We start from the raw sequence: 22,065 nt of genomic DNA on the forward strand, positions 1-22,065 counted from the left end.
ACAACTGACAACTGACAACTGACAACTGACAACTGACAACTGACAACTGACAACTGACAACTGACAACTGACAACTGTAAAGCAACTGACAACTGACAACTGACAAATGACAACCCAGAAAGTGCAACCTAAGCTAATTATCCACGGTGGAGCCGGTAGTTCCCTTAAAAGCAAGGGAGGTGTAGAAATAGTACGTAAATCGCTATACAAAGTTTTGGAGGAAGTTTACGCGCTGCTGTTGGCGGGAGAAAGCGCCTCAGCAGCAGTTGTGCGTGGCTGCCACTTGTTGGAGGATGACCCCCGCTTTAATGCGGGAACGGGTTCTGTGCTGCAATCGGATGGTCAGATCCGTATGAGTGCTTCGTTGATGGATGGGATTACTCAGCGATTTAGCGGCACGATTAATGTTTCGCGAGTCCAGCATCCGATCGCGCTAGCTCAATCTTTACAATCTTCGCCCGATCGGGTGCTATCGGATTACGGATCGGCAGAACTTGTGCGGGAGTTGCAGGTTCCTATCTACAATCCTTTGACGGATATTCGGTTACAGGAGTGGATGCAGGAACGCGATGATAATTTTAACAAGGAAATGGCTGGGGTAGTAGCTGAAAAAGAATTGGTGACGGAAAGTAGTGCCGGACGCGGCACGATTGGGGTGGTAGCTTTGGACAGTCACGGACGCTTGGCGGCTGGGACTTCGACTGGCGGCAAGGGTTTTGAGCGGATTGGTCGGGTGAGTGATTCTGCTATGCCTGCGGGGAATTATGCCAATGGTTATGCAGGTATTAGCTGTACGGGTATTGGGGAAGATATTATCGATGAGTGTCTGGCGGCGCGAATTGTGGTGCGGGTGACGGATGGGATGTCTTTGGCGGCAGCGTTTGAACGGACTTTTACGGAATCTCGCGATCGCAAACGGGATCTGGGTGCGATCGGTCTTGATGCTATGGGTGTTATTGCTTGGGGTAAAACTAGCGAAGTCCTTCTCGCCGCCTATCACACTGGCGAACAAATGGGAGACACTCTGGAATGGACTGGGGATGAGCTAACAGGATTTCTCTGTTAGTTTCGATCGCAATATTGTCATTTTGTGAAGCATAAAAGTTGGTAAGTTAAAACTTGCCAACTTTTTGAATATTTATAGGACTTACGCAACTGGCACATAGAGTAGGGTGCGTCAGAGCCTTAACATTTAAGCTAATTGCCTAAAATTTGACGCACCCTACTCCATCTAACTACATTAACAATTTCATAAAAGCATTTAGCGCATCATATTGATCTGCCATCCGCGAATAAAACTCGATCAATCGCAAATCTAACTCCGGCAATAATTCACTCTTGCTAACTAACTCATATCCCGTAGAACGCAAACAATAAACCGAAATTACACCATCCTCCCAAAACCAAACCTCCCGCACTCCCACTCGACGATAAATTTCCAGGGTATCAATTCCACCACTCGTCACTGTCACCTCGATCGCCAAATCTGGAACCGACTTGCGCGTACCCAAAGAATAAGAATCATCTGGTTCCTTCCGTGCCCCCAATTCCTTCATCCCAATTGTCGTACTACCACGGGTATAAAAACGAATATTTCTCATCAGCATATAAATCTCTAAAAGCAGACCTAAAGTTTTCTTAGGTTCTTCATGGGCATCTGATAAAGGAGTCATAATTTCTAAATATCCATCTAAATAAGTTAAACGCGCCCCAGTTTCAGCCAAATCTGCATCCAACTTTTCCAGAGTATCCCATGTCACATTTGACAGCAAGGCTCTACCCGTATTTAATTCGGTATTATAAATTGCGACTACCATCTAACTCACCTTTCGCGATCGCTTTTTCATAATATAGCATGGTTGAGCATACTGGCCTCTGGTAAGCGCATATACCCAATAGTCAGTCGTAATAAGTAAAACAACGAAAAATAGTCTATCTCATCCGTAGCTATCTTAATCTTCCGCCGAAGGAATGAATCCAAGTAAATATAACATTATTACCCTTGTTCGATCAACTCAATTGCCTGAGACAAAATTCCTTCCTTATCAACCATTGTAGCTAACTCTTCAGCTTCATAACGCCCTTCAAATGCTTCTGATGCTGCTTTTTTTATGGCTATTTCATAGCCATCTTCGAGAATATCCAGTAATTCGGCTTTGCTGATATAATAACCACTTGCTTTGCGGCGCTTGTTAATTTTATTGATTTCGCGCACCGCATTTTCGATGGAAAGTTGCCATGAGCGAGTTGAGCGATTTTCAGCATTTTGCTTAATTAAATGGATGAGCAAAATAACGCCATAACTGTCAATTTTGTTGACTTTATCGCCAAGGCTCATTTCTTCTAACTCATCCACTATAACCAATGCTTCATCAATTTTGCCTTGTTGTAGGAATTGCTTAAGCTGTAGCAGTTCTTCCATAGCAACCTCCGCATTTAAGCTCTTGGCGCATACATTATTACTAACACGCCGAGCAGAACAATCCAACCACCTAACAAGTCAAATTTATCTGGCGCTGTCCGATCGATTTGCCATCCCCATAGAATAGCAAGAAGGATGAAAATACCGCCATAAGCTGCATAAACTCGCCCAAAATTGGCTGGTTGCAGCGTCGGTATTATTCCATAAAAAATCAGTAATCCTGCGCCAATGAAAGCAAACCAGATACTCCGATTTTCGCGCAACCAAAGCCACATTAAGTATCCTCCGCCAATTTCGCACAACCCGGCTAAGAGGAAGTAAAACAGAGATTTGGCAATTTCCATTAAGTTCAATCTTCAGATGTCTTTAACCGCCAACCGGGTTTCACAACTTGAGGCGATCGCGCAATTACCAAACTATCATCTGGAACATCTTCTGTTACAGTGGAACCTGCTGCTACAGTTACATCAGAACCCAAGGTTACTGGCGCTACTAGGACGCTATTAGAACCAGTTTTACTGCGATCGCCTATTTTTGTCTGATGTTTCTTCACGCCATCATAATTGGCGGTAATCGTACCCGCACCGATGTTGACCCGCTCTCCCAGCGTGGCATCTCCCAAGTATGACAGGTGAGCCACATTGGTGCGATCGCCCAATGTGGTATTTTTCAGTTCCACAAAATTGCCGATGCGGCAATTATTCCCCGCATTGACATTTCCGCGCAAATGTGCATAGGGGCCGATCTTTGTTCCCGCCTGCACTGCGCTGTCACTTATGACGGAATAAAGTACAGTAACATTTTCACCAATCTGGCTATTTTCAATTAAGCTACCGGGGCCAATTCTACTGCCAGATCCGATCGCAGTATTACCGCGCAAATGAGTTTGGGGTTCGATAATTAGATCGGTTGACAACTGCACCGTATCGTCGATCGTGATACTATTGGGGTCAATCAGAGTGACACCGGCTGCCATCCACCGATCTTTCACCCGCCCTTGCAAGATAGCGTAGGCAGTTGCCAGTTGCTTGCGATCGTTGATACCCAGAATTTCTTCATAATCTTCCACATCCACCGCCATCACTGGCTGCATCAAATTACACGCATCCGTCAGGTAGTATTCCTTTTGGTCGTTGTTCGCTTGCAGTTGGGGCAGAACTTTTGCCAATTGGGGCCAGTTGAAGCAGTAAATTCCAGCGTTGATCCGGTGATTTTGCTTCTGAGCTGCGGAACAGTCCCGGTCTTCTACAATTTGTTGAATGATATTTTGACCGTTACAAAATACACGGCCATACCCTTTGGGATTAGGCAAATGAGCAGTCAGGAGGCTGACCGCATTTTGATGCTGTGTGTGAGTTTCCATCAGAACTTTGAGGGTTTGGGGACGCAGGAGGGGTACATCCCCATTTAAAACCAGCAAATCCCCTTGAAAGCCCTCTAGATGGGGGAGTAATTGCTGAACTGCATGACCTGTTCCCAGCTGTTGGGTTTGTTCGACAAACTCCACATCGGGAATATGTTGCAGGGCTGCTTCCACCTGTTTCCCTTGATACCCAACAATAACGATCTGCCTGATTGGCTCGATCTCCAAAGCTGTTTGGAGAATTCGTTCAATAAGCGATCGTCCACCCAAGGAATGTAATACCTTGGGCAGTTCCGATTTCATCCGTGTGCCGCGTCCAGCCGCTAGAATTGCTACCGCTACCATTTCTCTTGAAGTCATGCTCCCAACGGAGTATATCGCGCTTCGAGCCATTCTATGGCGTTAATTAATCTTGGCTTTTTCCCGTGTGGATATTGGATATAAATTCGGTAAATTCCTGCACGAGTTTGGGATTGCGCCAGCCTTTGGCCGTTTCCTCCGCTATAATGCCTAGCGCCTCTTCGGGGGGGAAAGCTTTTTTATAAGGACGTTCGCTCGTCAAGGCGTCGTAGATATCTATAATTTGAAATACCTGTGCCAGCATTGGAATCTGATTACCGGCTAGGTTATCGGGATATCCCGTACCGTCCCAGCGCTCGTGGTGATAGCGGATGATGGGAAGTACGCCTCGCATTGTCCGCAGGGGTTCGCAAATTTTTTCGCCGATGAGGACGTGCTGCTTCATAACCTCCAGTTCGTCGGGGGTGAATTTTCCTTTTTTGAGCAGTACGGCGTCGGGAATGCCGACTTTACCGATGTCGTGAAGATAACCACCCCACATTAAGTCGCGAATGTCGGCGCGGGAAAGATGGAGATATTCACCGAAGGCTTTACCCATTGCTACCAACCTTTCGCAGTGGTCGCCGGTGTTGGGGTCGCGGCTTTCGATCGATCGGGCTATGGAGAAAACTACTTGTTCTGCGTGGTCTAAATCTTCGTTAAGCCGCTTTTGGCGTACCAGCGACTTGACGCGGGCTGCCAGTTCCAGACGATCGAAGGGTTTGGTGAGAAAGTCATCTCCGCCTGCTTCTATGCCTCGGATGCGCGATCGCCGATCGTTTAGAGCTGTAATAAAAATTACCGGCAGCAAGCGTGTTTGCTCATCCTGCTTTAACTGTCGGCAAACCTCAAACCCATCCATTCCTGGCATCATCACATCCAGCAAGATCACATCGGGTTTGCACTGCAATACCATACTTAGTGCTGCTGGCCCATTTTCTGCTTCTAAAACTTCATAGCCTTCCACCGCCAGCAGTGCCGCTGCTGTCATGCGACTGGCTGGATGGTCATCGACCACAAGGATTTTTGGCTGTTCTGACTCGCCGCTATTCCCGGTCGGCGACCATATACTAAAGCACATTGAAGCGCCGAATGAATCAACAGCAGTATCGAAATGAGGACTCACGGCCACAGTCGCCTTCCTAATAGTTCGAGTATTTTCACTTTAACTGAAGACTAAATCAACTATTTCACAAAGACCAAGTGATTATTTACTCAGCTGGTTACGGAATTCTATATTTATTTGCGTGCAGTACCTACTACCATATCCGATCTAGTATGGTGGTGGCTAGACACCTTTACCCTAGAGAAGCATATTGTTATCTCAATGACTGTGAGAGCCGATTCGAGCATCTGTGATCTTAATCACAAATAGTCTTATAGGCTTGAGGAATCAGTCGGCTGATAATTTAACTCAATTTTGAGTCATTAACCAGCGCTTTTTCCAACGAGCAGTGGGTTCTAGGGAAGAGGTTTCTTGTTCTATTTTACGCCTAAGCAGAATAATTTGAGCGGGATCGCAAAGATTTTGATCCCTGTAGGGAATGGCAGCACGAGTGCGTAAATGTTCTTGTTCTTGTTGAGAGAGTGGCGGCAAGTCGTTTAAGGTGAAACTGGCAACTGTACCGGGCGATCGTCTCCCTACTGGTGCTGTGGAACCTATATACAATCCAGCCGTCATCAAAGCTGTTCGTACTGCTGCCGAGCAGGAATAGGTGGCGAGTTTGCCTTCTGGTTTGAGGCAGCTGGCTACTAACCCCAAAAACTCTACTGTCCACAGTTGCGGGCCCTTCGGCGGGGAAAAAGGGTCGAGAAAAATGGCATCTGCCTGGAAGCGCTGGGATACTTGCTTTATAGTTGTTCTAGCGTCGCCGATGAGCAGAGTTGCCTGTAGCTGGTTTGTTTGTATTTGACGATCGGTGGCTAGCTGGGTGAGAATTTCGGGAATAGGATCGGGCCAAGTGCTAGTTAAGTTGTGAGCGATCGCCGCTTTTGGTACCGCAGGATCTAACTCCAGAGCGATCAATTCCAGAGAGCAGCTGGGGTTAACCTCCCAAATAGCTGCCAAGGCAGCAGCTGTGTTGTAGCCTAGACCATAACAAACATCCAACAGTCGCAAACTGGGTTGTTGGGCTTTCCTTCTCAGATCCAATGGATTAACAAACTTCAGCACCGCTTCCTCAATAGCACCTGACGAGCTGTGAAAGGTTTCGCCAAACTCAGCCGAAAAGAAGGTGAACGACCCATCGTCTGTTTGTTGCGGTGTAAAGATGCTTGTGTCTTGCATTGTTTAATTGGTTATTATGATGCTAAGACATTGCTATTTTAGATGAGTTTGCAGTATAAATTAGCTCTAGCACCATCTCACTAACCCTAGATGAAACTGCTAAGTATAATTTTAACATACCCATTCTAAAATAATGTAAAACTTACTACTAATTTTAATAAAAAATGTTACTTTATTGATTATTGAAGATAAAATTGATAAATTCCCGCAGGAGAATGTTATGGAAAACGAAATCAGCCCGAAAAATCGCCGACAATTTTTGAAATATATGGTATTCGGGACAGCAGGAACTGTTGCTCTTGGCTGGATTTTTCCTCAAAGGAGTCTAGGCCACGAACGAAGCAATTCCGCCACACCCTGCACTTCAGATGGAAATAGCGAAGCTTGTCAAAATTACCTTCGCGGTGTGAAGGCTACTGACAGCAGCGGCAACCACATTCAAGAAAGTGTTTTACTGACAACTGCTGTGTCGGGTCGTCCAGTGCTAGTAAAAGGGTTGTCAAAACCAACATATCTGGTGATTAATGATGGGCCAAAACTTGCCGAATACGCCATCAACCCAACTTGTCCGCACCACGGATGTACTGTGGAATGGAAGACCGATCGCAATAAGTTTGTTTGTCCCTGTCACGGAGCCCAGTTCGATGCCCAAGGTAAAGTGCTTAAAGGGCCTACTCACCGCAATTTACCGTTAATTACGGTGGTTGTTCAGGACGATGATATCTTTTTGATCGATCGCAAACCGGCAGTCGATCCGCGTACATAATTAAAAAGGGGCTAGTGCCTTCGTCGGAAGTCACTCATTCAAAAGTCAAAAATCCTTTAAGTGTCAGGCATTTAACTACTTCTGAAATGGTCGGTTATTTCTGCCGCTCTGCACTAGGGGACGCAGAAAAATGTACCAGCCAAACCAATAAACAGTTTGAAATCGCCAAAAAAATTATCGACATCCAAAGGGGAAAAAAACGCTCATTTTGAAAATCGATGGATTCAGAGATTATTAAGAAGTTTTTTACTCGCAGGTCAAGTTTTCATGCGTTTGCTTAAGGGCAAAATTTCCCAACGCCACATCCTTGAACATCTGGCAACTGTGGGGATAGACTCTCTGAATTCTGTGCTGCTAATCGCCTATTTTGCGGGCATGATTTTTACGATTCAAACTGCAAGAGAACTAATTCATTATGGCGCAGTTTCTGCTATTGGAGGTGCTTTTGCTTTGGCTTTTTGCCGCGAATTGGCTCCTGTTTTAACAGCGGGTGTTGTGGCGGGACAAGTTGGTTCTGCTTTTGCCGCAGAAATAGGCGAGATGCAAGTAACAGAGCAAATCGATGCTTTGTATATGCTGAGAACAAATCCGATCGATTATTTAGTTGTTCCCCGCGTAATTGCTTGCTGTTTGATGTTGCCAATCTTAACCATTTTTGCTTTGGTTGTAGGCATAGGGGGCGGTGTTTTTGTAGCAGTCAATTTTTACCATTTACCTGTATCTGTGTTTTTGGATTCAGTTAGAGATTTTTTAAGTTTAAGAGATTTATTAGTTGTTGTCGTTAAGGCTTTTGCTTTTGGGGTGATTATTGCCATTATTGGTTGTGGTTGGGGGCTGACAACTACGGGGGGAGCAAAAGGTGTCAGTCGCTCTACTAAATCGGCAGTTGTTACTAGCTGGGTATGTATTTTTATAGTCGATTTTATTCTGTCACTGTTAGTATTTCAGGAAATCGGAATTAATCCACTTAAATGATTGGACAGGCGGTTTGGGAACCCCTCCCCCTAACCCCCTCCCCGCAACAGGGAGGGGGGATAAGCCCTAGACTCAAACTTTGACAAACCAACGCCGCCAATACATCAAATAAGCAACAGCCCACCAAAATAATAATGTTACTATGGCAAACAATAGCGAACCATTCATCCCACCCCCAAAGAAATGCTCGTAAATCCAATCGTAAGTAGTGGTAGCGGTGTCGCCAGTGCCAATATTGGTTTTGACCAAGATTTTTATTTGCAAAACAGAAGCGACAAAGATGAAGATGGCATTCAATCCTACAACTTCAAAGGGTTTTGCCCAGCGGCGAAAATTGCGGACTTCGATTAATTCGTAACAAGCTGCGAGTAAAACCATTGCCCAACCGGAGGTGAAGAGAACGTAGGAACTCGTCCACAACTTTTTGTTGATGGGAAAAATAAATCCCCAATCCCAACCGATAACGAGACAAATGATGCCAATTAGTGCCAAATTTATACTGGTGCGGGTAGTAATTGGCTGATTGCGGAGCCATTTTCCGGTTAAGTAGCCAGCGAGTACGGTGACAACGGCTGGTAAGGTGCTAAACAGCCCTTCCGGATCTCCCATTGAGTTGAAATTATCTCCTTTATATAAATGTACTGTGGGAATTATGAGGCGATCGATATAAGCACCCAAATTTCCTCCTCGCGTGAGAACGCCAGCACCATAATCGGGAACGGGGATATAGGTCATCGCCACCCAGTACCCGATGAGGATAATTCCAGCTAAAACCCATAGTGCTTTTCGCGGTAAATTGAGAATTGCTAGGGCGGCTAGCAGGTAAGCAACGCTGATGCGCTGCAATACGCCCATGATGCGGATGGTAGTAAAATCGTATGTCCAAAAGCCGTTCAGCAATAAGCCAAGGGCGAAGAGAATGGCGCTGCGAGTGATGATCCGCCGATAGACAGATGCCGTGGGTCGAAAGGCTTTGGTGTACTTGGAAAGTGAGAAGAACATCGCTACACCGACGATGAAGAGGAAAAAGGGGAAGACTAAATCTGCCAAGGTGCAGCCATTCCAGTCGGCGTGTTCTAGGAAGGGATAAACTTTGTCGGCGACTCCTGCCATGTTGACAAGAATCATACCTGCAATGGTAATGCCTCGAAAGACATCGAGTGAGGTTAGACGCATAGAGAAGGGGCTATAAAAGTCAAAAGTCAAAAGTCAAAAGTCAAAAAGAAGCTAGGGGCTATAAAAGTCAAAAGTTAGTAGGGGCGGGTTTTGTAAAATATTCTGTTGGTAATGAGATGTGTGGGCTAAACCCGCCCTTACAAAAGTCAAAAGTCAAAAAGAAGCTAGGGGCTAGAGAAATTACCAATCATCGATTAGGCATGAAATCTTTCCGCTGGGTGATGCTAGTTTTATTGCTGACAACAGCAAGTGGGTGTAACTTGACTCGCGCTTCGCCAAATCAACGAGATAGGGCGCAGTCAGGAGAACGCGCTGCTAATCCTAGCAATTCTGCGGTGCGAACCGAAACTTTCTCACCGGCACCCATTCGCATCGACCTTGCCACTTTACCACAACCCTTTGCTACCCAAAGCGCCTCCAAGTTTCCCAAAGTTGTGGCTATTCCGAATAACCCGGTGTTGCGCGTACCATCTGGTTTTAGGGTTAATGTTTTTGCGGATAATTTGGATGCACCGCGCTGGTTAGCTTTGACTCCGACTGGCGATGTGCTGGTTACGGAAACTAGGCTAAACCGCATTAGTTTGTTGCGGGACTCAAACGGTGATGGTGTCGCGGATATCAAAAAAAGTTTTGCGACATCGCAAAATGGGTTGAATATTCCCTTTGGTATGGCTTTTGCAGACGGATTCTTTTTCGTTGGTAATACCGGAGAAGTTTTACGCTTTCCTTATACTAAAGGGCAAGAGCAACTTTCCGGAACGGGAGCAAAAATTACCGAACTGACTGCGGGAGGATATCGCCAGCATTGGACGCGGAATGTGGTGGTTGCGCCAGATGGTCAGAAGTTGTATGTTTCGATCGGTTCTAGTTCTAATGTAGATGAAGAACCGCTACCCCGCGCTTCGGTGCAGGTGATGAATTTGGACGGTTCCAACCGACAGACTTTTGCTTCTGGTTTGCGTAATCCGATCGGTCTTGACTTTCATCCCAAAACGGGAGAACTTTACAGTACAGTCAACGAACGCGATGGAATTGGCGATGACTTGGTGCCAGATTACCTGACGCGCCTACAGCAGGGGGATTTCTACGGCTGGCCTTATGCTTACTTTAGCCCGAATAAACTAGATCCGCGTCGAGTGCGGAACGGACAAAGCGAACGTCCCGATTTGGCAAGTCAAACAAAATCGCCAGATGTGCTTTTTCAGGCTCATTCGGCTGCTTTGGGTCTGGCGTTTTACGATGGTAAGACGTTTCCAGTGAAGTATCGCAATGGTGCTTTTGCTGCTTTTCGCGGTTCTTGGAATCGCAATAGCGGTACGGGTTACAAGATTGTGTTTGTTCCGTTCGGCAATGATAATCGTCCTTTGGGATATTACGAGGATTTTGTAACTGGGTTTCTGCTTGACCCCTCTGTACCGACAACTTGGGGGCGTCCTGTGGGTGTGCTGGTTTTACCGGATGGGAGTTTGCTGTTTACTGAGGAGGCGAATAATCGGATTTATCGGGTTAGTCCTTTGTAGGTTGGGTTTCTTTAACCTGTAGGGGCGAAGCATTCGGGCCAAAATATATCGGCATAGACAATAATTTTTTTCTCCGAATGCTTCGCCCTGATTGTGGGGGGAAATTAGGGAATCCAAAATCAAGCAAACACAGGTTATCTGTGAGGCTGGGCGAAGCATTCGGGTATGAAAATCTTGGAGGCGATGCAGAGATAGTCAGGCTGGGCGAAGCATTCGGGTATGAAAATCTTGGAGGCGATGCAGAGATACAGCGGCTTGCGAGTGGGTGAGGTACAGGTAAATTGTAGGGGCGGGTTTTGCCATGATTCTTGTCCGTTAGCCACAAATTATCTGCTAAACCCGCCCCTACTTTCGCGTCCTGCAAGAAAATCATTTTAGTGTACCATCAGCGGCTGCAAGCCGCTGTAGTAGCCCGAATGCTTCGCCCCTACAGGTTTTGGCAAAGATGGAAACAACGACACCAACACCACCAAGGTCAAAAATGCCACAATGGATCAAAGTCATTACACCTGAGTTTGGTGGATATGCTGTCTTATCGCTGGTTGGTTTCCTCTGGCTGCGTCACTTTGCTTCTCTCTGGCTGTGGTCAAACCAAGTCGCTTTCATCGGGAGAGATTGCCAAGCAAGTTAAGGCGAGTGTCGTCCTGATCGGTTATCAAGATAAAGGGGGAAATGGAACGGGATTTTTCGTGCAGGGTGCGAAGGATGTCTGCACGCTTGTCACGGCGCGTCATGTGTTGGCAGTTAGCGAGAAGTTGCAAGTGCAAACGCCGGATAAACAACTGGTGAAAGTTGTGAATATCCAAAGATTTCCCAATCACGATCTAGCACGGTTATTTTTTTGGTTGATTGTCAGTATTTCATTATTAGTTTTCCGACGATTAGGTTTTCAACGTTCTGGACAACTTATTAGTTCGGGTAATGAAACTCAAAATCAGACTAAGGATGCTGAAGCTTACTTCAAGGAAGGTAATGAGCTATTAAATAGGAAAGAATACGAAAAAGCGATCGCATCTTACGATAAAGCAATTCAAATCAAACCTGACTACTATGCAGCTTGGTATAGTCGAGGCAATGCGCTAGTTTATTTGGAACGGTATGAGGAAGCGATCGCATCTTACGATAAAGCAATTCAAATCAAACCTGACTACTATGCAGCTTGGTATGGTCGAGGCAATGCGCTAGTTTATTTGGAACGGTATGAGGAAGCGATCGCATCATACGACAAAGCCATTCAATTCAAACCTGACTTGTCTGAAGCTTGGTATGGTCGAGGCAATGCGCTAAGTTATTTGAAACAGTATGAGGAAGCGATCGCATCTTACGACAAAGCCATTCAATTCAAACCTGACTACTATGCAGCTTGGACTGGTCGAGGCAATGCGCTAGGGGAGTTGAAACGGTATGAGGATGCGATCGCATCTTACGACAAAGCCATTCAATTCAAACCTGACTATGCTTATGCTTGGAATAATCGAGGAGTTGCACTAAATTATTTGAAAAGGTATGAGGAAGCGATCGCATCATACGACAAAGCCATTCAATTCAAACGTGACGACCCTGATGCTTGGACTGGTCGAGGCAATGCGCTAGGGGAGTTGAAACGGTATGAGGATGCGATCGCATCATACGACAAAGCCATTCAATTCAAACCTGACTATGCTGATGCTTGGACTGGTAAAGGCGTTGCGCTAGAATTATTGAAACGCTATGATGAAGCGATCGAATGCTACGACAAAGCGATTAAATTCGATCCTAACTACCAAACCGCAATCAACAACCGCAAAAACTTACTAACCAAACTAGGGCGATCGAAATAGCAACAACCTATTTCCCAGCCGCCTTAAGATCCTCATCCGCCAGCAAACCTGACAAATTAATTGTTGACGAAAAAGTCGAAGTCGTCAATCTACTGCCACTGCTTTGATCTACCGTCGTACCATTCCGCAAAGCTTCAGTTATCTTTCGCAGCGACTCGTAACCGTCAGCCCCAGGTATCAGCGTCACCAACACGGGACAATTATCGCCGCTGAGTTTAGTTTTGGCACAAATTACAGCCTGAGTCGGGGTATCGGAGTCATCGCGATAAGTCAGTTGAGTTAAACCATCGTTGCGAAAACCTTCCAACCTGTCGGCTATTTCATTGCAGCGTTTTTGGGTATTCCACCCATCACCAAAACTGTTTACCATTTTCAACCAAGGTTGCGCCCCCTTGTCGTTACGGTAAACCACAGTCCAAACACTGCCGCCGCGACTGGTGTCTGCGTCCTGTTGGCAGTAAAAGCGATCGTTCCTGCCGCCAAATAGGGTAGGCTGCCAGCCACTAGCAATCAATCCTGCACCTGTAATTATCGCACCGATGATGCCTGCGATCGCGCCTGCTCGTTCCCAACTCATTGGATTTAACCTCAAAGCAAGTTGAAATACATATTCTTCTATGATAACTCATCTGTAAAAAGTTGGAGATCCCCCCAACCCCCCTTAACAAAGGGGGGCTAAGAGATAAGAGGTGCGATCGCTTTTTGGCATGGGGCGAAGGTGCGATCGTACTCCCAAAAATAAGTTGGAGAGAGATTCTGCACTGCGCTTTCGACCCGCCTGGGAATCAATTCCCAGGCTAATAGCCGAAGTCCACTTAAGTGGACTGAATTTTTATTCTTGACAGTCCTCTTTCAGAGGACTTTCGCTATCAGCGTGGGATTTGAATCCCACGCGGGCTATTAGCGTGGGATTCAAATCCCCGGCGGGCTATTTCTTTTGGGGATGGGGTGAAGGTGCGATCGCTTTTTCCCTCCCCTACGCCTTAAATTTCTCGGTAATCCGGCGCATCGCCTCCTCCACATTTTCCCGACTGTTAAACGCGGAAATGCGGAAGTAGCCTTCACCTGCTGCACCAAATCCAGAACCGGGTGTTCCCACCACATTAACAACTTGCAGCAATTTATCAAAGAACTCCCAACTCGACAAACCATTGGGGGTTTTTACCCAAACGTAGGGCGCATCGACACCGCCATACACAGCTAATCCAGCTGCTGTTAGTTGTTCGCGAATTATCTTGGCGTTTTCCATATAGAAGTTGACTAACGCCTCGATTTGCGATCGTCCTTCGGCAGAGTAGACCGCTTCAGCTCCACGCTGCACAATGTAGGAAACTCCATTAAATTTGGTAGATTGGCGGCGGTTCCATAACTTCCACAATTCCACATCCGAATTATCTGCTGCTTTGGCGGTGAGTGTCTTCGGTACAACTGTCAAAGCACAGCGAGTTCCGGTAAAACCTGCATTCTTGGAGAAAGAACGAAACTCGATCGCACAATCTCTTGCCCCTTCAATCTCGTAGATAGAATGGGGAAGTTCTGGATTGCTGATGAACGCTTCGTAAGCTGCATCGAAGAAGATGATGGAATCGTTAGCTTTAGCGTAGTCTACCCACGCTTTTAAGTGTTCTTTAGTAGCAGTTGCGCCCGTGGGGTTATTGGGGAAACACAGATAAATCAAATCGACTTTCTGAGAAGGAATCTCGGCGGTGAAATTATTCTCTGCGGTGATGGGGAGATAGACAAAACCCTCAAATTCGCCCTTATCGTTAGCAGCGCCAGTATGTCCCGCCATCACGTTGGTGTCCACATACACAGGATAAACTGGGTCGGTGACTGCAATGATGTTGTTGTCGCCAAAGATATCGAGAATGTTGCCCGTGTCGCATTTGGAACCGTCAGAGATGAAGATTTCCGAGGCGTCAACGTCGCACCCCCGCGCCTGGAAGTCACTTGCGGCAATTTTCTCTCGCAACCAAGCATAGCCTTGTTCTGGGCCATAGCCTTTGAAGGTATTGCGATCGCCCATTTCTTCCACCGCTTTAATCATCGCCGTGCGGCAAGCTTCTGGCAAGGGTTCTGTGACATCGCCAATACCGAGGCGAATAATCTTCGCGTCGGGATTTGCCTCTGCGAAGGCATTCACCCGTCGTGCAATTTCGGGAAACAGGTAACCCGCTTTGAGTTTAAGGTAGTTATCGTTAATCGTTGCCATATTCGATCGCTAAGTATGCCCTAAAACAGCTTACTCCCAAGTGTGGCGTTAAGAGTCGGGGATGTCCTTGGGAAGAGATCCCCCCACTGCTTTAAAAAGGGGGAGGGGAAATGCTAGAGCGCATTTGTAAATTAAAATTAACCTTTAGCTGCCACAGAATAGTAATATAATCTTTAAAGAATTGGTCATAATCTAAAGCAATGAATACAAAGCTTGTAGACTCTCTCATGCAAGTTATTCAGTCCTTATCCGAAGAAGACCGCGCACTACTCGAATCAAAACTGGAACGTCAGAAAAACTGGCGAGAAGCGTTTCAACGAGTAATCGAAGTCCGAGACGAGATCAACGCTTATCGTGGTGGGAAACCTCTAGATCCATCCCCAGAAGAAATTATATGGCAAATGCGAGAAGAACGCTCAGAAGAACTAATGCGTAGTTGCTTCCCACAATTCTACCCAGAGGAATCCTGAAATGACATCAGGCATAGTTTGCATAGATGCGAATTTTGTCGTGCGTATGCTGACTAGCAGTACGCCAGAATCTCCCTTTGATAATTTGTGGCTTGAGTGGCAAGCGTCAGGTTACAAGCCAGTTGCACCCACGTTAATTTACTACGAAGTTAGCAACGCTTTCCATCGATCTGCGGTTGCTCGGCAAATACTGCCAGAACAAGCAGTTAGACTTATGGATGCTGTTTTAAATCTGAATATAACCCTCTATGGCGATGCCGAATTGCACCGAGAAGCCTTAAATATAGCCGCACAACTAAGACTGCCAGCAACCTACGACGCTCATTATCTCGCTTTAGCTCAACGATTGGAATGCGAATTTTGGACGGCTGACAGACGGCTGTTCAATGCGGTGCAGGCTACTCTGTCGTGGGTAAACTTGGTGCAATGACTCAGAATTAGAACATTTGCGTTGATGCCAAAATTATTATTTTGTATCACAATTTACATTTTTGTATATAGTGAGCGATCGCAACCTCTTTTACAAACCGATAATTTGTAGTTTAAGATACAGACAAAGCGAATTTATTCTATATCTACTAAGTTCTCTACACAAGACTCAAGATATCAAACCACTCTACTTTCATACCCAATGCAAAAACAAAATTGGAATCATTCACACATTGCATACCATTCGCATTTTTGTATCTAAATTTACAAAAATGCTTAGTAACCTTATATAACACTGTAAGGAGAACTAAAACATAGGCGTTTTAGAAATTCATGACAGCCAAAAAGAATCTCATTGTTATCGGCAACGGCATGGTAGGGCACAAGTTCCTAGAATTAGCGATCGCAAAAAATGCAACCCAGAACTGGAACTTGATTACCTTCTGCGAAGAACCTCGCGTTGCTTACGATCGCGTTAACCTCAGCGGCTTCTTCTCTGGCAAAACAGCCGCCGACTTATCTCTAGTCGAACCTGGATTATATCAAGAAAACGGTATTCAGATTCATATCGGTGATAAAGCAGTTGCCATCAACCGAGCAGAAAAAACAGTTACATCTGCGAATGGTTTAACGGTTCCCTACGACAAGATTGTTCTGGCGACTGGTTCCTATCCCTTTGTGCCGCCGATTAAAGGAAATGACGCTACAGGAACTTTCGTTTATCGGACAATTGAAGATCTTGAAGCGATGTCTGGCTATGCCAAAAACTGTAAGGTTGGCGTCGTAGTTGGTGGCGGTTTATTAGGTTTGGAAGCAGCTAACGCCATCCAAAATATGGGATTAAAAACCCATGTAGTTGAATTTGCACCCCGCCTCATGCCAGTGCAAATTGATGAAACTGGTGGTAACGTACTTCGGGATAAAATAGAACAACTTGGCGTTTCAGTCCATATCAATAAATCTACCACAGAAATAGTCAGGGAAAATGGCAAAGTCGCCAAAATGCTATTTGCTGACGGCACTGAATTAGAAACAGACATGATTGTCTTTTCTGCTGGAATTCGTCCTCGCGATCAACTAGCCAGATTTTCTGGCATAACAGTAGGAGAACGTGGCGGTATCATCATCAACGATAATTGTCAAACATCAGATCCAGATATCTATGCTATAGGAGAATGCGCCCTTTACCAGAATCGGATCTACGGTTTAGTAGCTCCCGGTTACACAATGGCAGGAGTCGTCGCCGATAATATCTTCAACAATATCACGACGAGCAGCTTTACTGGCGCGGATATGTCCACCAAACTCAAATTATTGGGAGTGGACGTAGCCAGTTTCGGAGATGCCTTTGCTACAACACCCGGTGCTAAAGAAATTGCGATCGCAGATTCAGTCCAAGGCATTTACAAAAAACTGGTACTGAACGAAAATGGCACCCTTCTTTTAGGCGGAATTCTGATCGGCGATGCTTCCGCTTACGGCACCCTGCTGCAATTTGTCCAAAATAACATAACTCTGCCACCCCATCCAGAAGACTTGCTAATGCCACCCCGCGAAGGCAAACCAGCAGTCGCCGCGATGGGAGTAAACAGCTTGCCGGATACCGCCCAAATTTGTTCTTGTAATAATGTCAGTAAAGGAGATATTTGTAACGCTATCCGGGAAAACAATCTCACCGATATTGGTAGCGTCAAAAAATGTACCAAAGCCGGAACAGGTTGCGGTGGATGCGTACCGCTGGTAACGGATATTCTCAAGTCTGAGATGAAGAAAGCCGGGTTAGTGGTGAAAAATCATCTCTGCGAACACTTCCCTTATTCCCGTCAAGAACTTTATCATTTGTTGCGATTCCACGAAATCAAGACTTTTGACGATTTAATCCAACAACACGGCAAAGGTTTGGGTTGCGAAATTTGTAAACCCGCCGTCGCCTCCATGCTTGCTTCTACTTGGAACGATCATGTTTTAGCACCCACCCATGTCAGTTTGCAGGATACAAATGATTACTACTTAGCTAACATTCAACGGGATGGCACATACTCGGTAGTTCCAAGGGTTCCCGGTGGAGAAATAACGCCAGAAAAACTAATTGTTTTGGGAGAAGTTGCTCAAGAATTTGGTCTTTACACCAAAATTACCGGCGGACAGCGCATCGATTTGTTTGGCGCTAGGGTGGATCAATTGCCATTAATTTGGAAGAAATTAGTAGATGCCGGATTTGAATCAGGACACGCTTACGGTAAAGCTTTGCGAACAGTAAAGTCTTGCGTAGGTAGCACTTGGTGTCGCTTTGGCGTCCAAGATTCTACGAGTTTAGCAATAGAAGTAGAACTGCGTTATCGCGGTTTGAGGTCTCCCCACAAACTCAAGTCTGCTGTCTCTGGTTGCACTCGCGAATGTGCCGAAGCGCAAAGCAAAGATTTTGGGATCATTGCTACTGAAAAAGGTTGGAATTTGTATGTCTGCGGTAATGGTGGTATGAAGCCGCAACACGCGATCCTACTAGCATCAGATATTGACAAAGAAACCTTGATAAAATATGTGGATAGGTTCTTAGTTTTCTACATTCGCACGGCTGACAGATTGGAACGCACTGCAACTTGGTTCAACAAGCTTGAAGGTGGAATCGAATACCTGAAACAGGTGATTGTTGAAGATTCTTTGGGCATTGGTGCAGAATTAGAAGCACAAATGGAACACCTTGTCAAGACCTATCAATGCGAATGGAAAACCACAATTGAAGACGCGGAAAAAGTTCAGCGCTTCCGTCATTTCGTGAATTCAGATGAGTCCGATCCTAGTCTTGTATATGTAGAAGAACGCGGTCAAAAACGTCCTGCGACTGAAGACGAAAAAGTTCTAATTGGTAGTTCAAAATAGTCTGATAGATCTACTACCAAATTAGGAGAAATTGATGGCGATTTATCTCGATTCGGCAATTATCGCTGAAGCCAAAACTGCAAAAGAGTTGGGCTGGGTAAAGGGGATTACCACTAACCCAACTCTTTTATCCAAAACCGATTTACCAGTAGAGACGACTCTCAAAAAATTAGCTGAATTGACCAATGGCCCGGTATTCTACCAGCTAATTTCGTCTGAACTGGATGAAATGGTTAAGGAAGGCAGAAAAGCTTTTGAGATTATCGGTCATCAAACTGTGCTGAAAATTCCGGCAACCATTGTTGGCTTTCAAGCTGTGACGCGCCTGTCGCCAGAAATAATCTGTTCTGTAACGGCAATTTATAGCGCTGCACAAGCTGCTGTGGCAAGAGAGGCGGGTGCAAAATACGCGATCGCTTACGTGAACCGCGCCACCAAGCTATTAGGCGATGGAGTGGCGCTGGTGCGAGAAATGGCAAGGGTTCTCGCAGGCAGTAGTACGGACATTCTAGCCGCCAGTATTAAATCGCCAGAAGAAGCCGCCGCATCCCTGCAAGCGGGTGCCCATCATCTCACGCTTCCCTTGAATATGTTGCAGGCTATGGCGACTAATGAACTTTCGCTGCAAACCGTTGATGAATTCGCCAAAAACGGATGCGGCATTGCTAATAGTCATTAGCACAATAAACGACTAACAAATTAGGAGAAAGAAAATGGTTCAAGCATTACCAGTTCGCGATATAATTACAACATGGGTAAATGTCTGTCCGCTGGCAGCGATCGCACCCAATACCGGAGTTTGTGCCTTGGTTGCAGGTCAACAGGTAGCAGTTTTCCGAGTTGGACAAGCAACCGATGTTTACGCCATAAGTAACTACGACCCTTTCAGCAAAGCGTTTGTTTTATCCAGAGGAATTGTGGGCGATCGCAATGGCATCCCCAAAGTCGCATCCCCAATTTACAAGCAAAACTTCAATCTGCTTACTGGACAGAGTTTCGATGATGAAAACGTGAAAATACCTACATACCAAGTTAGAGTCGTTAGCGATCGGGTACAGATAGCCATTGGCGAAGTTTTGTAAACAGGACTTACGCAAAAACCTTGGTTTTGCCCCCCTAGCCCCCCAAATCTGGGGGGCGGCCTAAGTTTTGTAAAGTTCCTTGTAGAAGGCTGGCGGTTGTAGGGATTGCCGCCAGAAGTGTTCATCCACACACCCAATGTGTTATTTGCCAACTGCCGATCTAAAGGGCGGTTGGCAATTTTATTTTTCGGTTTACAATTCTTTAGGTACTCTGTTACATCCCAAATCCATGTCTGACGCCCTATCCCCTGAAATCAGCGATCGCATCTGCGCCCACATGAACGAAGATCATGGCGACGCCGTACTTCTGTACGCCCAAACTTTCGGCAGTTTAACTAATGCAACGGCAGCAGAAATGCTTTCTATAGATACTGAGGGCATGAATTTATCCGCACAAATCAATGATACTGCCGTCCCAGTCCGAATTCAGTTTGACCGCGTTCTCAAAGATTCCGAAGATGCTCACCATACTCTTATTGCAATGGTGAAACAAGCGCGTGAGCCCCATTGAGAATTTAGTAGCTGGAGTGCGATCGCAAAAACTCCGTTGGCTTTATCTCTCTAAAGAATCAACCGCAGTAGTCAGTCTATCCACACCTGCCCGCACAATCATTGATACCTGACTCAGAGGCATGAGCTGGATTTTTGTCAGAATCTGGTTCAAATCTGAGGGGTCTGACAGTGGTTTACCCTCCAAACATCTTAGGAGATCTTCTAGTGTGTAGCCCGATCTCGCTGCAATCTTAGCCAAATTTTCGGTATCGGGAATGGTATCACCCTTTTCCCACAACTGAACAGCCGTAGCAGAAACTCCCAAGACCTTGCCAAACGCTCGCTGACTCATTGAGCCACGAGCCGTTTTGATGATTTCAATAAGTTTCTCTTTACCTTCGATGTTCACCACTGGAGGACTACTCCACCGCATCTACAAGTCAACGGGTCAATTCTTACATCATTATTATTTATACCTTGACAATTTAACTTTACAGTTGCGCTAACAAGACATTTAATGTATAATTGCATATATAAATGTAATACAGGACAAGACTGGCAAGTTAACCCAAAACAGATGGAATCGATCGGGTTGCACGGTCACTTATATAGCATTTGCTCAAAACAGCATACCATGAAAACACGCAAAACCCGCCCGAAAGGCCAAAGCCTCACTGCGGCTAGCAAAATCCACCCCGAAACGTGGAACATATCCAAAGAAGAGGCTGCTAAAGCGCTAAAAGCATTCGGCATCCCCGTCAAAGAGATAAAAAAGGTAACCTGCCTCAAGCATCAGGTTTGCGTATCTTACCAGAATCAAGCAGGATTGGGATGCTGTTCCTTTTTCACCTATCGAATTTTTGCCAGTTGGCAGCAGGCAGTGGAAAAGCTAATTGCCGATTTCCACAATATATCAGAATGGGAAAACTTGGGCGACATCATCGAGTATGACCTAGTAAAATTTCCCTATCCGATGGCAATAGCAAATGCGATTTGGGATGCCTTAAAAGACCGCTGGCATCAGCTTAACACATTAAAAATTGAGCGACAACCCATCCTGAAATACTAGCAATTCTCCTGGTTTAATTTGCGTCCACACTTCGTTATCAGTAAGTGGGATAGTCGCAATTACAGCAACGCGATCGCTAGGAGTAGTCAACTCCTGAAAGTCTACAGTTACATCCTCATCAACCAAATGAGCAGCGGCAAAAGGTGCTTGCCGTACAATATAACTTAATTTTGTTGAGCAGTAAGTAAAAAAATGTTCCCCATCGGAAAGTAAGTAATTAAATACTCCTTTCTCTGCCAAACTTGTGGTAATTTCCTTCAACACCAAATACAGTTGTTCTAAAGGTGGTTTACCATCAGGAAATCGCTGTCTCAAAGTTTCCAAAATCGAGCAAAAAGCTCTTTCACTATCCGTATTACCCACAGGTTTATAAAACCCTGCGCTTTTAAAATCCAAATCTACTAAATTACCATTATGAGCAAATACCCAGTACCGCCCCCACAGTTCCCGACAGAAAGGATGGCAATTTTCCAGCGCTATTTTGCCCTGGGTTGCTTTGCGGATATGGGCAATTACGTGAGTAGAGTTGATGGGATAGCATTTTACTAAGTCGGCGATCGGAGAAATCACCGAAGGTTTCGGATCTAAAAAAATCCGACATCCCAAACCTTCAAAAAAAGCAATACCCCAACCATCTCGATGTTCGTCGGTTTTGCCCCCCCGCGCCGAAAATCCCTCAAAAGAAAAGCAAATATCCGTGGGGACATTGCAGTTCATTCCTAATAGCTGGCACATAGATGTTAAATTTATTTACAGTAATCGC

The 22,065-nt window shown here is 45.6% G+C and carries 23 protein-coding genes; 12 read left to right on the top strand and 11 right to left on the bottom strand.

From position 1 onward, the window contains the following. The first annotated feature begins 106 nt into the window (after positions 1-106). A complete protein-coding gene (locus LAY41_RS07275) occupies positions 107-1,066 on the top strand; it encodes an isoaspartyl peptidase/L-asparaginase (protein WP_249095829.1) in 960 nt (319 codons plus the stop codon). Between the two features lie 169 nt (positions 1,067-1,235). Here the strand turns inward: LAY41_RS07275 and LAY41_RS07280 are convergent, their stop codons facing one another. The 6 genes from LAY41_RS07280 to LAY41_RS07305 form a co-directional block, all read right to left on the bottom strand. After that, positions 1,236-1,817 carry a Uma2 family endonuclease gene (locus LAY41_RS07280; protein ID WP_249095830.1) on the bottom strand — a complete coding sequence of 194 codons (582 nt, stop codon included), beginning with the start codon at positions 1,815-1,817 and terminating at the stop codon, positions 1,236-1,238. 179 nt (positions 1,818-1,996) lie between these two features. Further along, complete coding sequence (locus tag LAY41_RS07285; protein WP_249095833.1) at positions 1,997-2,422, bottom strand: DUF29 family protein; 426 nt, start codon at positions 2,420-2,422, stop codon at positions 1,997-1,999. A gap of 14 nt (positions 2,423-2,436) precedes the next feature. Beyond that, positions 2,437-2,766 (bottom strand): YnfA family protein, encoded by a 330-nt coding sequence (locus LAY41_RS07290; protein WP_249095836.1) that lies wholly within the window; start codon positions 2,764-2,766, stop codon positions 2,437-2,439. A 5-nt stretch (positions 2,767-2,771) separates the two neighbouring features. Beyond that, positions 2,772-4,130, bottom strand: a complete 1,359-nt coding sequence (gene glmU / locus LAY41_RS07295; protein WP_249096324.1) for a bifunctional UDP-N-acetylglucosamine diphosphorylase/glucosamine-1-phosphate N-acetyltransferase GlmU — start codon at positions 4,128-4,130, stop codon at positions 2,772-2,774. 61 nt (positions 4,131-4,191) lie between these two features. Beyond that, the gene (locus LAY41_RS07300; protein ID WP_249095839.1) at positions 4,192-5,256 is read right to left on the bottom strand and encodes a response regulator; all 1,065 of its coding nucleotides are present in this window, start codon (positions 5,254-5,256) and stop codon (positions 4,192-4,194) included. 282 nt (positions 5,257-5,538) lie between these two features. Next, positions 5,539-6,411: a tRNA (5-methylaminomethyl-2-thiouridine)(34)-methyltransferase MnmD gene (locus tag LAY41_RS07305; protein WP_249095842.1), complete on the bottom strand. Its 873-nt coding sequence runs from the start codon at positions 6,409-6,411 to the stop codon at positions 5,539-5,541. Between the two features lie 220 nt (positions 6,412-6,631). On the opposite strand from LAY41_RS07305, the gene LAY41_RS07310 reads away from it, so the two are divergent. Both LAY41_RS07310 and LAY41_RS07315 read left to right on the top strand, forming a co-directional pair. After that, positions 6,632-7,177, top strand: a complete 546-nt coding sequence (locus LAY41_RS07310) for a Rieske 2Fe-2S domain-containing protein (RefSeq protein WP_249095844.1) — start codon at positions 6,632-6,634, stop codon at positions 7,175-7,177. A gap of 222 nt (positions 7,178-7,399) precedes the next feature. Continuing rightward, the gene (locus LAY41_RS07315; protein ID WP_338022958.1) at positions 7,400-8,152 is read left to right on the top strand and encodes an MlaE family lipid ABC transporter permease subunit; all 753 of its coding nucleotides are present in this window, start codon (positions 7,400-7,402) and stop codon (positions 8,150-8,152) included. 72 nt (positions 8,153-8,224) lie between these two features. Here the strand turns inward: LAY41_RS07315 and LAY41_RS07320 are convergent, their stop codons facing one another. Further along, positions 8,225-9,328, bottom strand: a complete 1,104-nt coding sequence (locus LAY41_RS07320) for an acyltransferase family protein (RefSeq protein ID WP_249095847.1) — start codon at positions 9,326-9,328, stop codon at positions 8,225-8,227. A 200-nt stretch (positions 9,329-9,528) separates the two neighbouring features. On the opposite strand from LAY41_RS07320, the gene LAY41_RS07325 reads away from it, so the two are divergent. Together LAY41_RS07325 and LAY41_RS07330 are read left to right on the top strand one after the other, a co-directional pair. Further along, positions 9,529-10,848 carry a PQQ-dependent sugar dehydrogenase gene (locus tag LAY41_RS07325; protein ID WP_249095848.1) on the top strand — a complete coding sequence of 440 codons (1,320 nt, stop codon included), beginning with the start codon at positions 9,529-9,531 and terminating at the stop codon, positions 10,846-10,848. Between the two features lie 377 nt (positions 10,849-11,225). Then, entirely contained in the window at positions 11,226-12,668 is a 1,443-nt protein-coding gene (locus tag LAY41_RS07330; RefSeq protein ID WP_249095849.1) for a tetratricopeptide repeat protein, read from the top strand. A 7-nt stretch (positions 12,669-12,675) separates the two neighbouring features. Here LAY41_RS07330 and LAY41_RS07335 read toward each other — a convergent pair whose 3' ends face one another. After that, positions 12,676-13,245: a COP23 domain-containing protein gene (locus LAY41_RS07335; RefSeq protein WP_249095850.1), complete on the bottom strand. Its 570-nt coding sequence runs from the start codon at positions 13,243-13,245 to the stop codon at positions 12,676-12,678. Positions 13,246-13,644: 399 nt separating this feature from the next. After that, positions 13,645-14,880 (bottom strand): LL-diaminopimelate aminotransferase, encoded by a 1,236-nt coding sequence (locus tag LAY41_RS07340; protein ID WP_249095851.1) that lies wholly within the window; start codon positions 14,878-14,880, stop codon positions 13,645-13,647. Positions 14,881-15,080: 200 nt separating this feature from the next. Between LAY41_RS07340 and LAY41_RS07345 the strand changes: the two genes are divergently transcribed. The 6 genes from LAY41_RS07345 to LAY41_RS07370 all read left to right on the top strand — a co-directional run bounded on the left by LAY41_RS07345 (position 15,081) and on the right by LAY41_RS07370 (position 20,252). Beyond that, positions 15,081-15,350, top strand: coding sequence for a hypothetical protein (locus LAY41_RS07345; RefSeq protein WP_249095852.1), 270 nt, complete (start codon positions 15,081-15,083; stop codon positions 15,348-15,350). A gap of 1 nt (position 15,351) precedes the next feature. Continuing rightward, positions 15,352-15,780: a type II toxin-antitoxin system VapC family toxin gene (locus tag LAY41_RS07350; RefSeq protein ID WP_249095853.1), complete on the top strand. Its 429-nt coding sequence runs from the start codon at positions 15,352-15,354 to the stop codon at positions 15,778-15,780. 332 nt (positions 15,781-16,112) lie between these two features. Next, the gene (gene nirB, locus LAY41_RS07355) at positions 16,113-18,659 is read left to right on the top strand and encodes a nitrite reductase large subunit NirB (protein WP_249095855.1); all 2,547 of its coding nucleotides are present in this window, start codon (positions 16,113-16,115) and stop codon (positions 18,657-18,659) included. A 34-nt stretch (positions 18,660-18,693) separates the two neighbouring features. Next, positions 18,694-19,338 carry a transaldolase family protein gene (locus LAY41_RS07360; protein WP_249095857.1) on the top strand — a complete coding sequence of 215 codons (645 nt, stop codon included), beginning with the start codon at positions 18,694-18,696 and terminating at the stop codon, positions 19,336-19,338. A gap of 34 nt (positions 19,339-19,372) precedes the next feature. Beyond that, positions 19,373-19,741 carry a nitrite reductase small subunit NirD gene (gene nirD, locus LAY41_RS07365; protein WP_249095859.1) on the top strand — a complete coding sequence of 123 codons (369 nt, stop codon included), beginning with the start codon at positions 19,373-19,375 and terminating at the stop codon, positions 19,739-19,741. 145 nt (positions 19,742-19,886) lie between these two features. Beyond that, positions 19,887-20,252: a DUF2470 domain-containing protein gene (locus LAY41_RS07370; RefSeq protein ID WP_338022954.1), complete on the top strand. Its 366-nt coding sequence runs from the start codon at positions 19,887-19,889 to the stop codon at positions 20,250-20,252. Positions 20,253-20,294: 42 nt separating this feature from the next. On the opposite strand, the gene LAY41_RS07375 is transcribed toward LAY41_RS07370, so the two are convergent. Then, complete coding sequence (locus LAY41_RS07375) at positions 20,295-20,645, bottom strand: helix-turn-helix domain-containing protein (RefSeq protein WP_249070232.1); 351 nt, start codon at positions 20,643-20,645, stop codon at positions 20,295-20,297. 105 nt (positions 20,646-20,750) lie between these two features. Here LAY41_RS07375 and LAY41_RS07380 point away from each other — a divergent pair, with 105 nt between their 5' ends. Then, positions 20,751-21,302, top strand: a complete 552-nt coding sequence (locus tag LAY41_RS07380; RefSeq protein WP_249095861.1) for a hypothetical protein — start codon at positions 20,751-20,753, stop codon at positions 21,300-21,302. On the opposite strand, the gene LAY41_RS07385 is transcribed toward LAY41_RS07380, so the two are convergent. Then, positions 21,267-22,019: a class II glutamine amidotransferase gene (locus LAY41_RS07385; protein WP_249095863.1), complete on the bottom strand. Its 753-nt coding sequence runs from the start codon at positions 22,017-22,019 to the stop codon at positions 21,267-21,269. The genes LAY41_RS07380 and LAY41_RS07385 overlap by 36 nt on opposite strands. Positions 22,020-22,065 lie beyond the last annotated feature (46 nt).

This window comes from Argonema galeatum A003/A1, from assembly GCF_023333595.1.
Classification (GTDB): domain Bacteria; phylum Cyanobacteriota; class Cyanobacteriia; order Cyanobacteriales; family Aerosakkonemataceae; genus Argonema; species Argonema galeatum.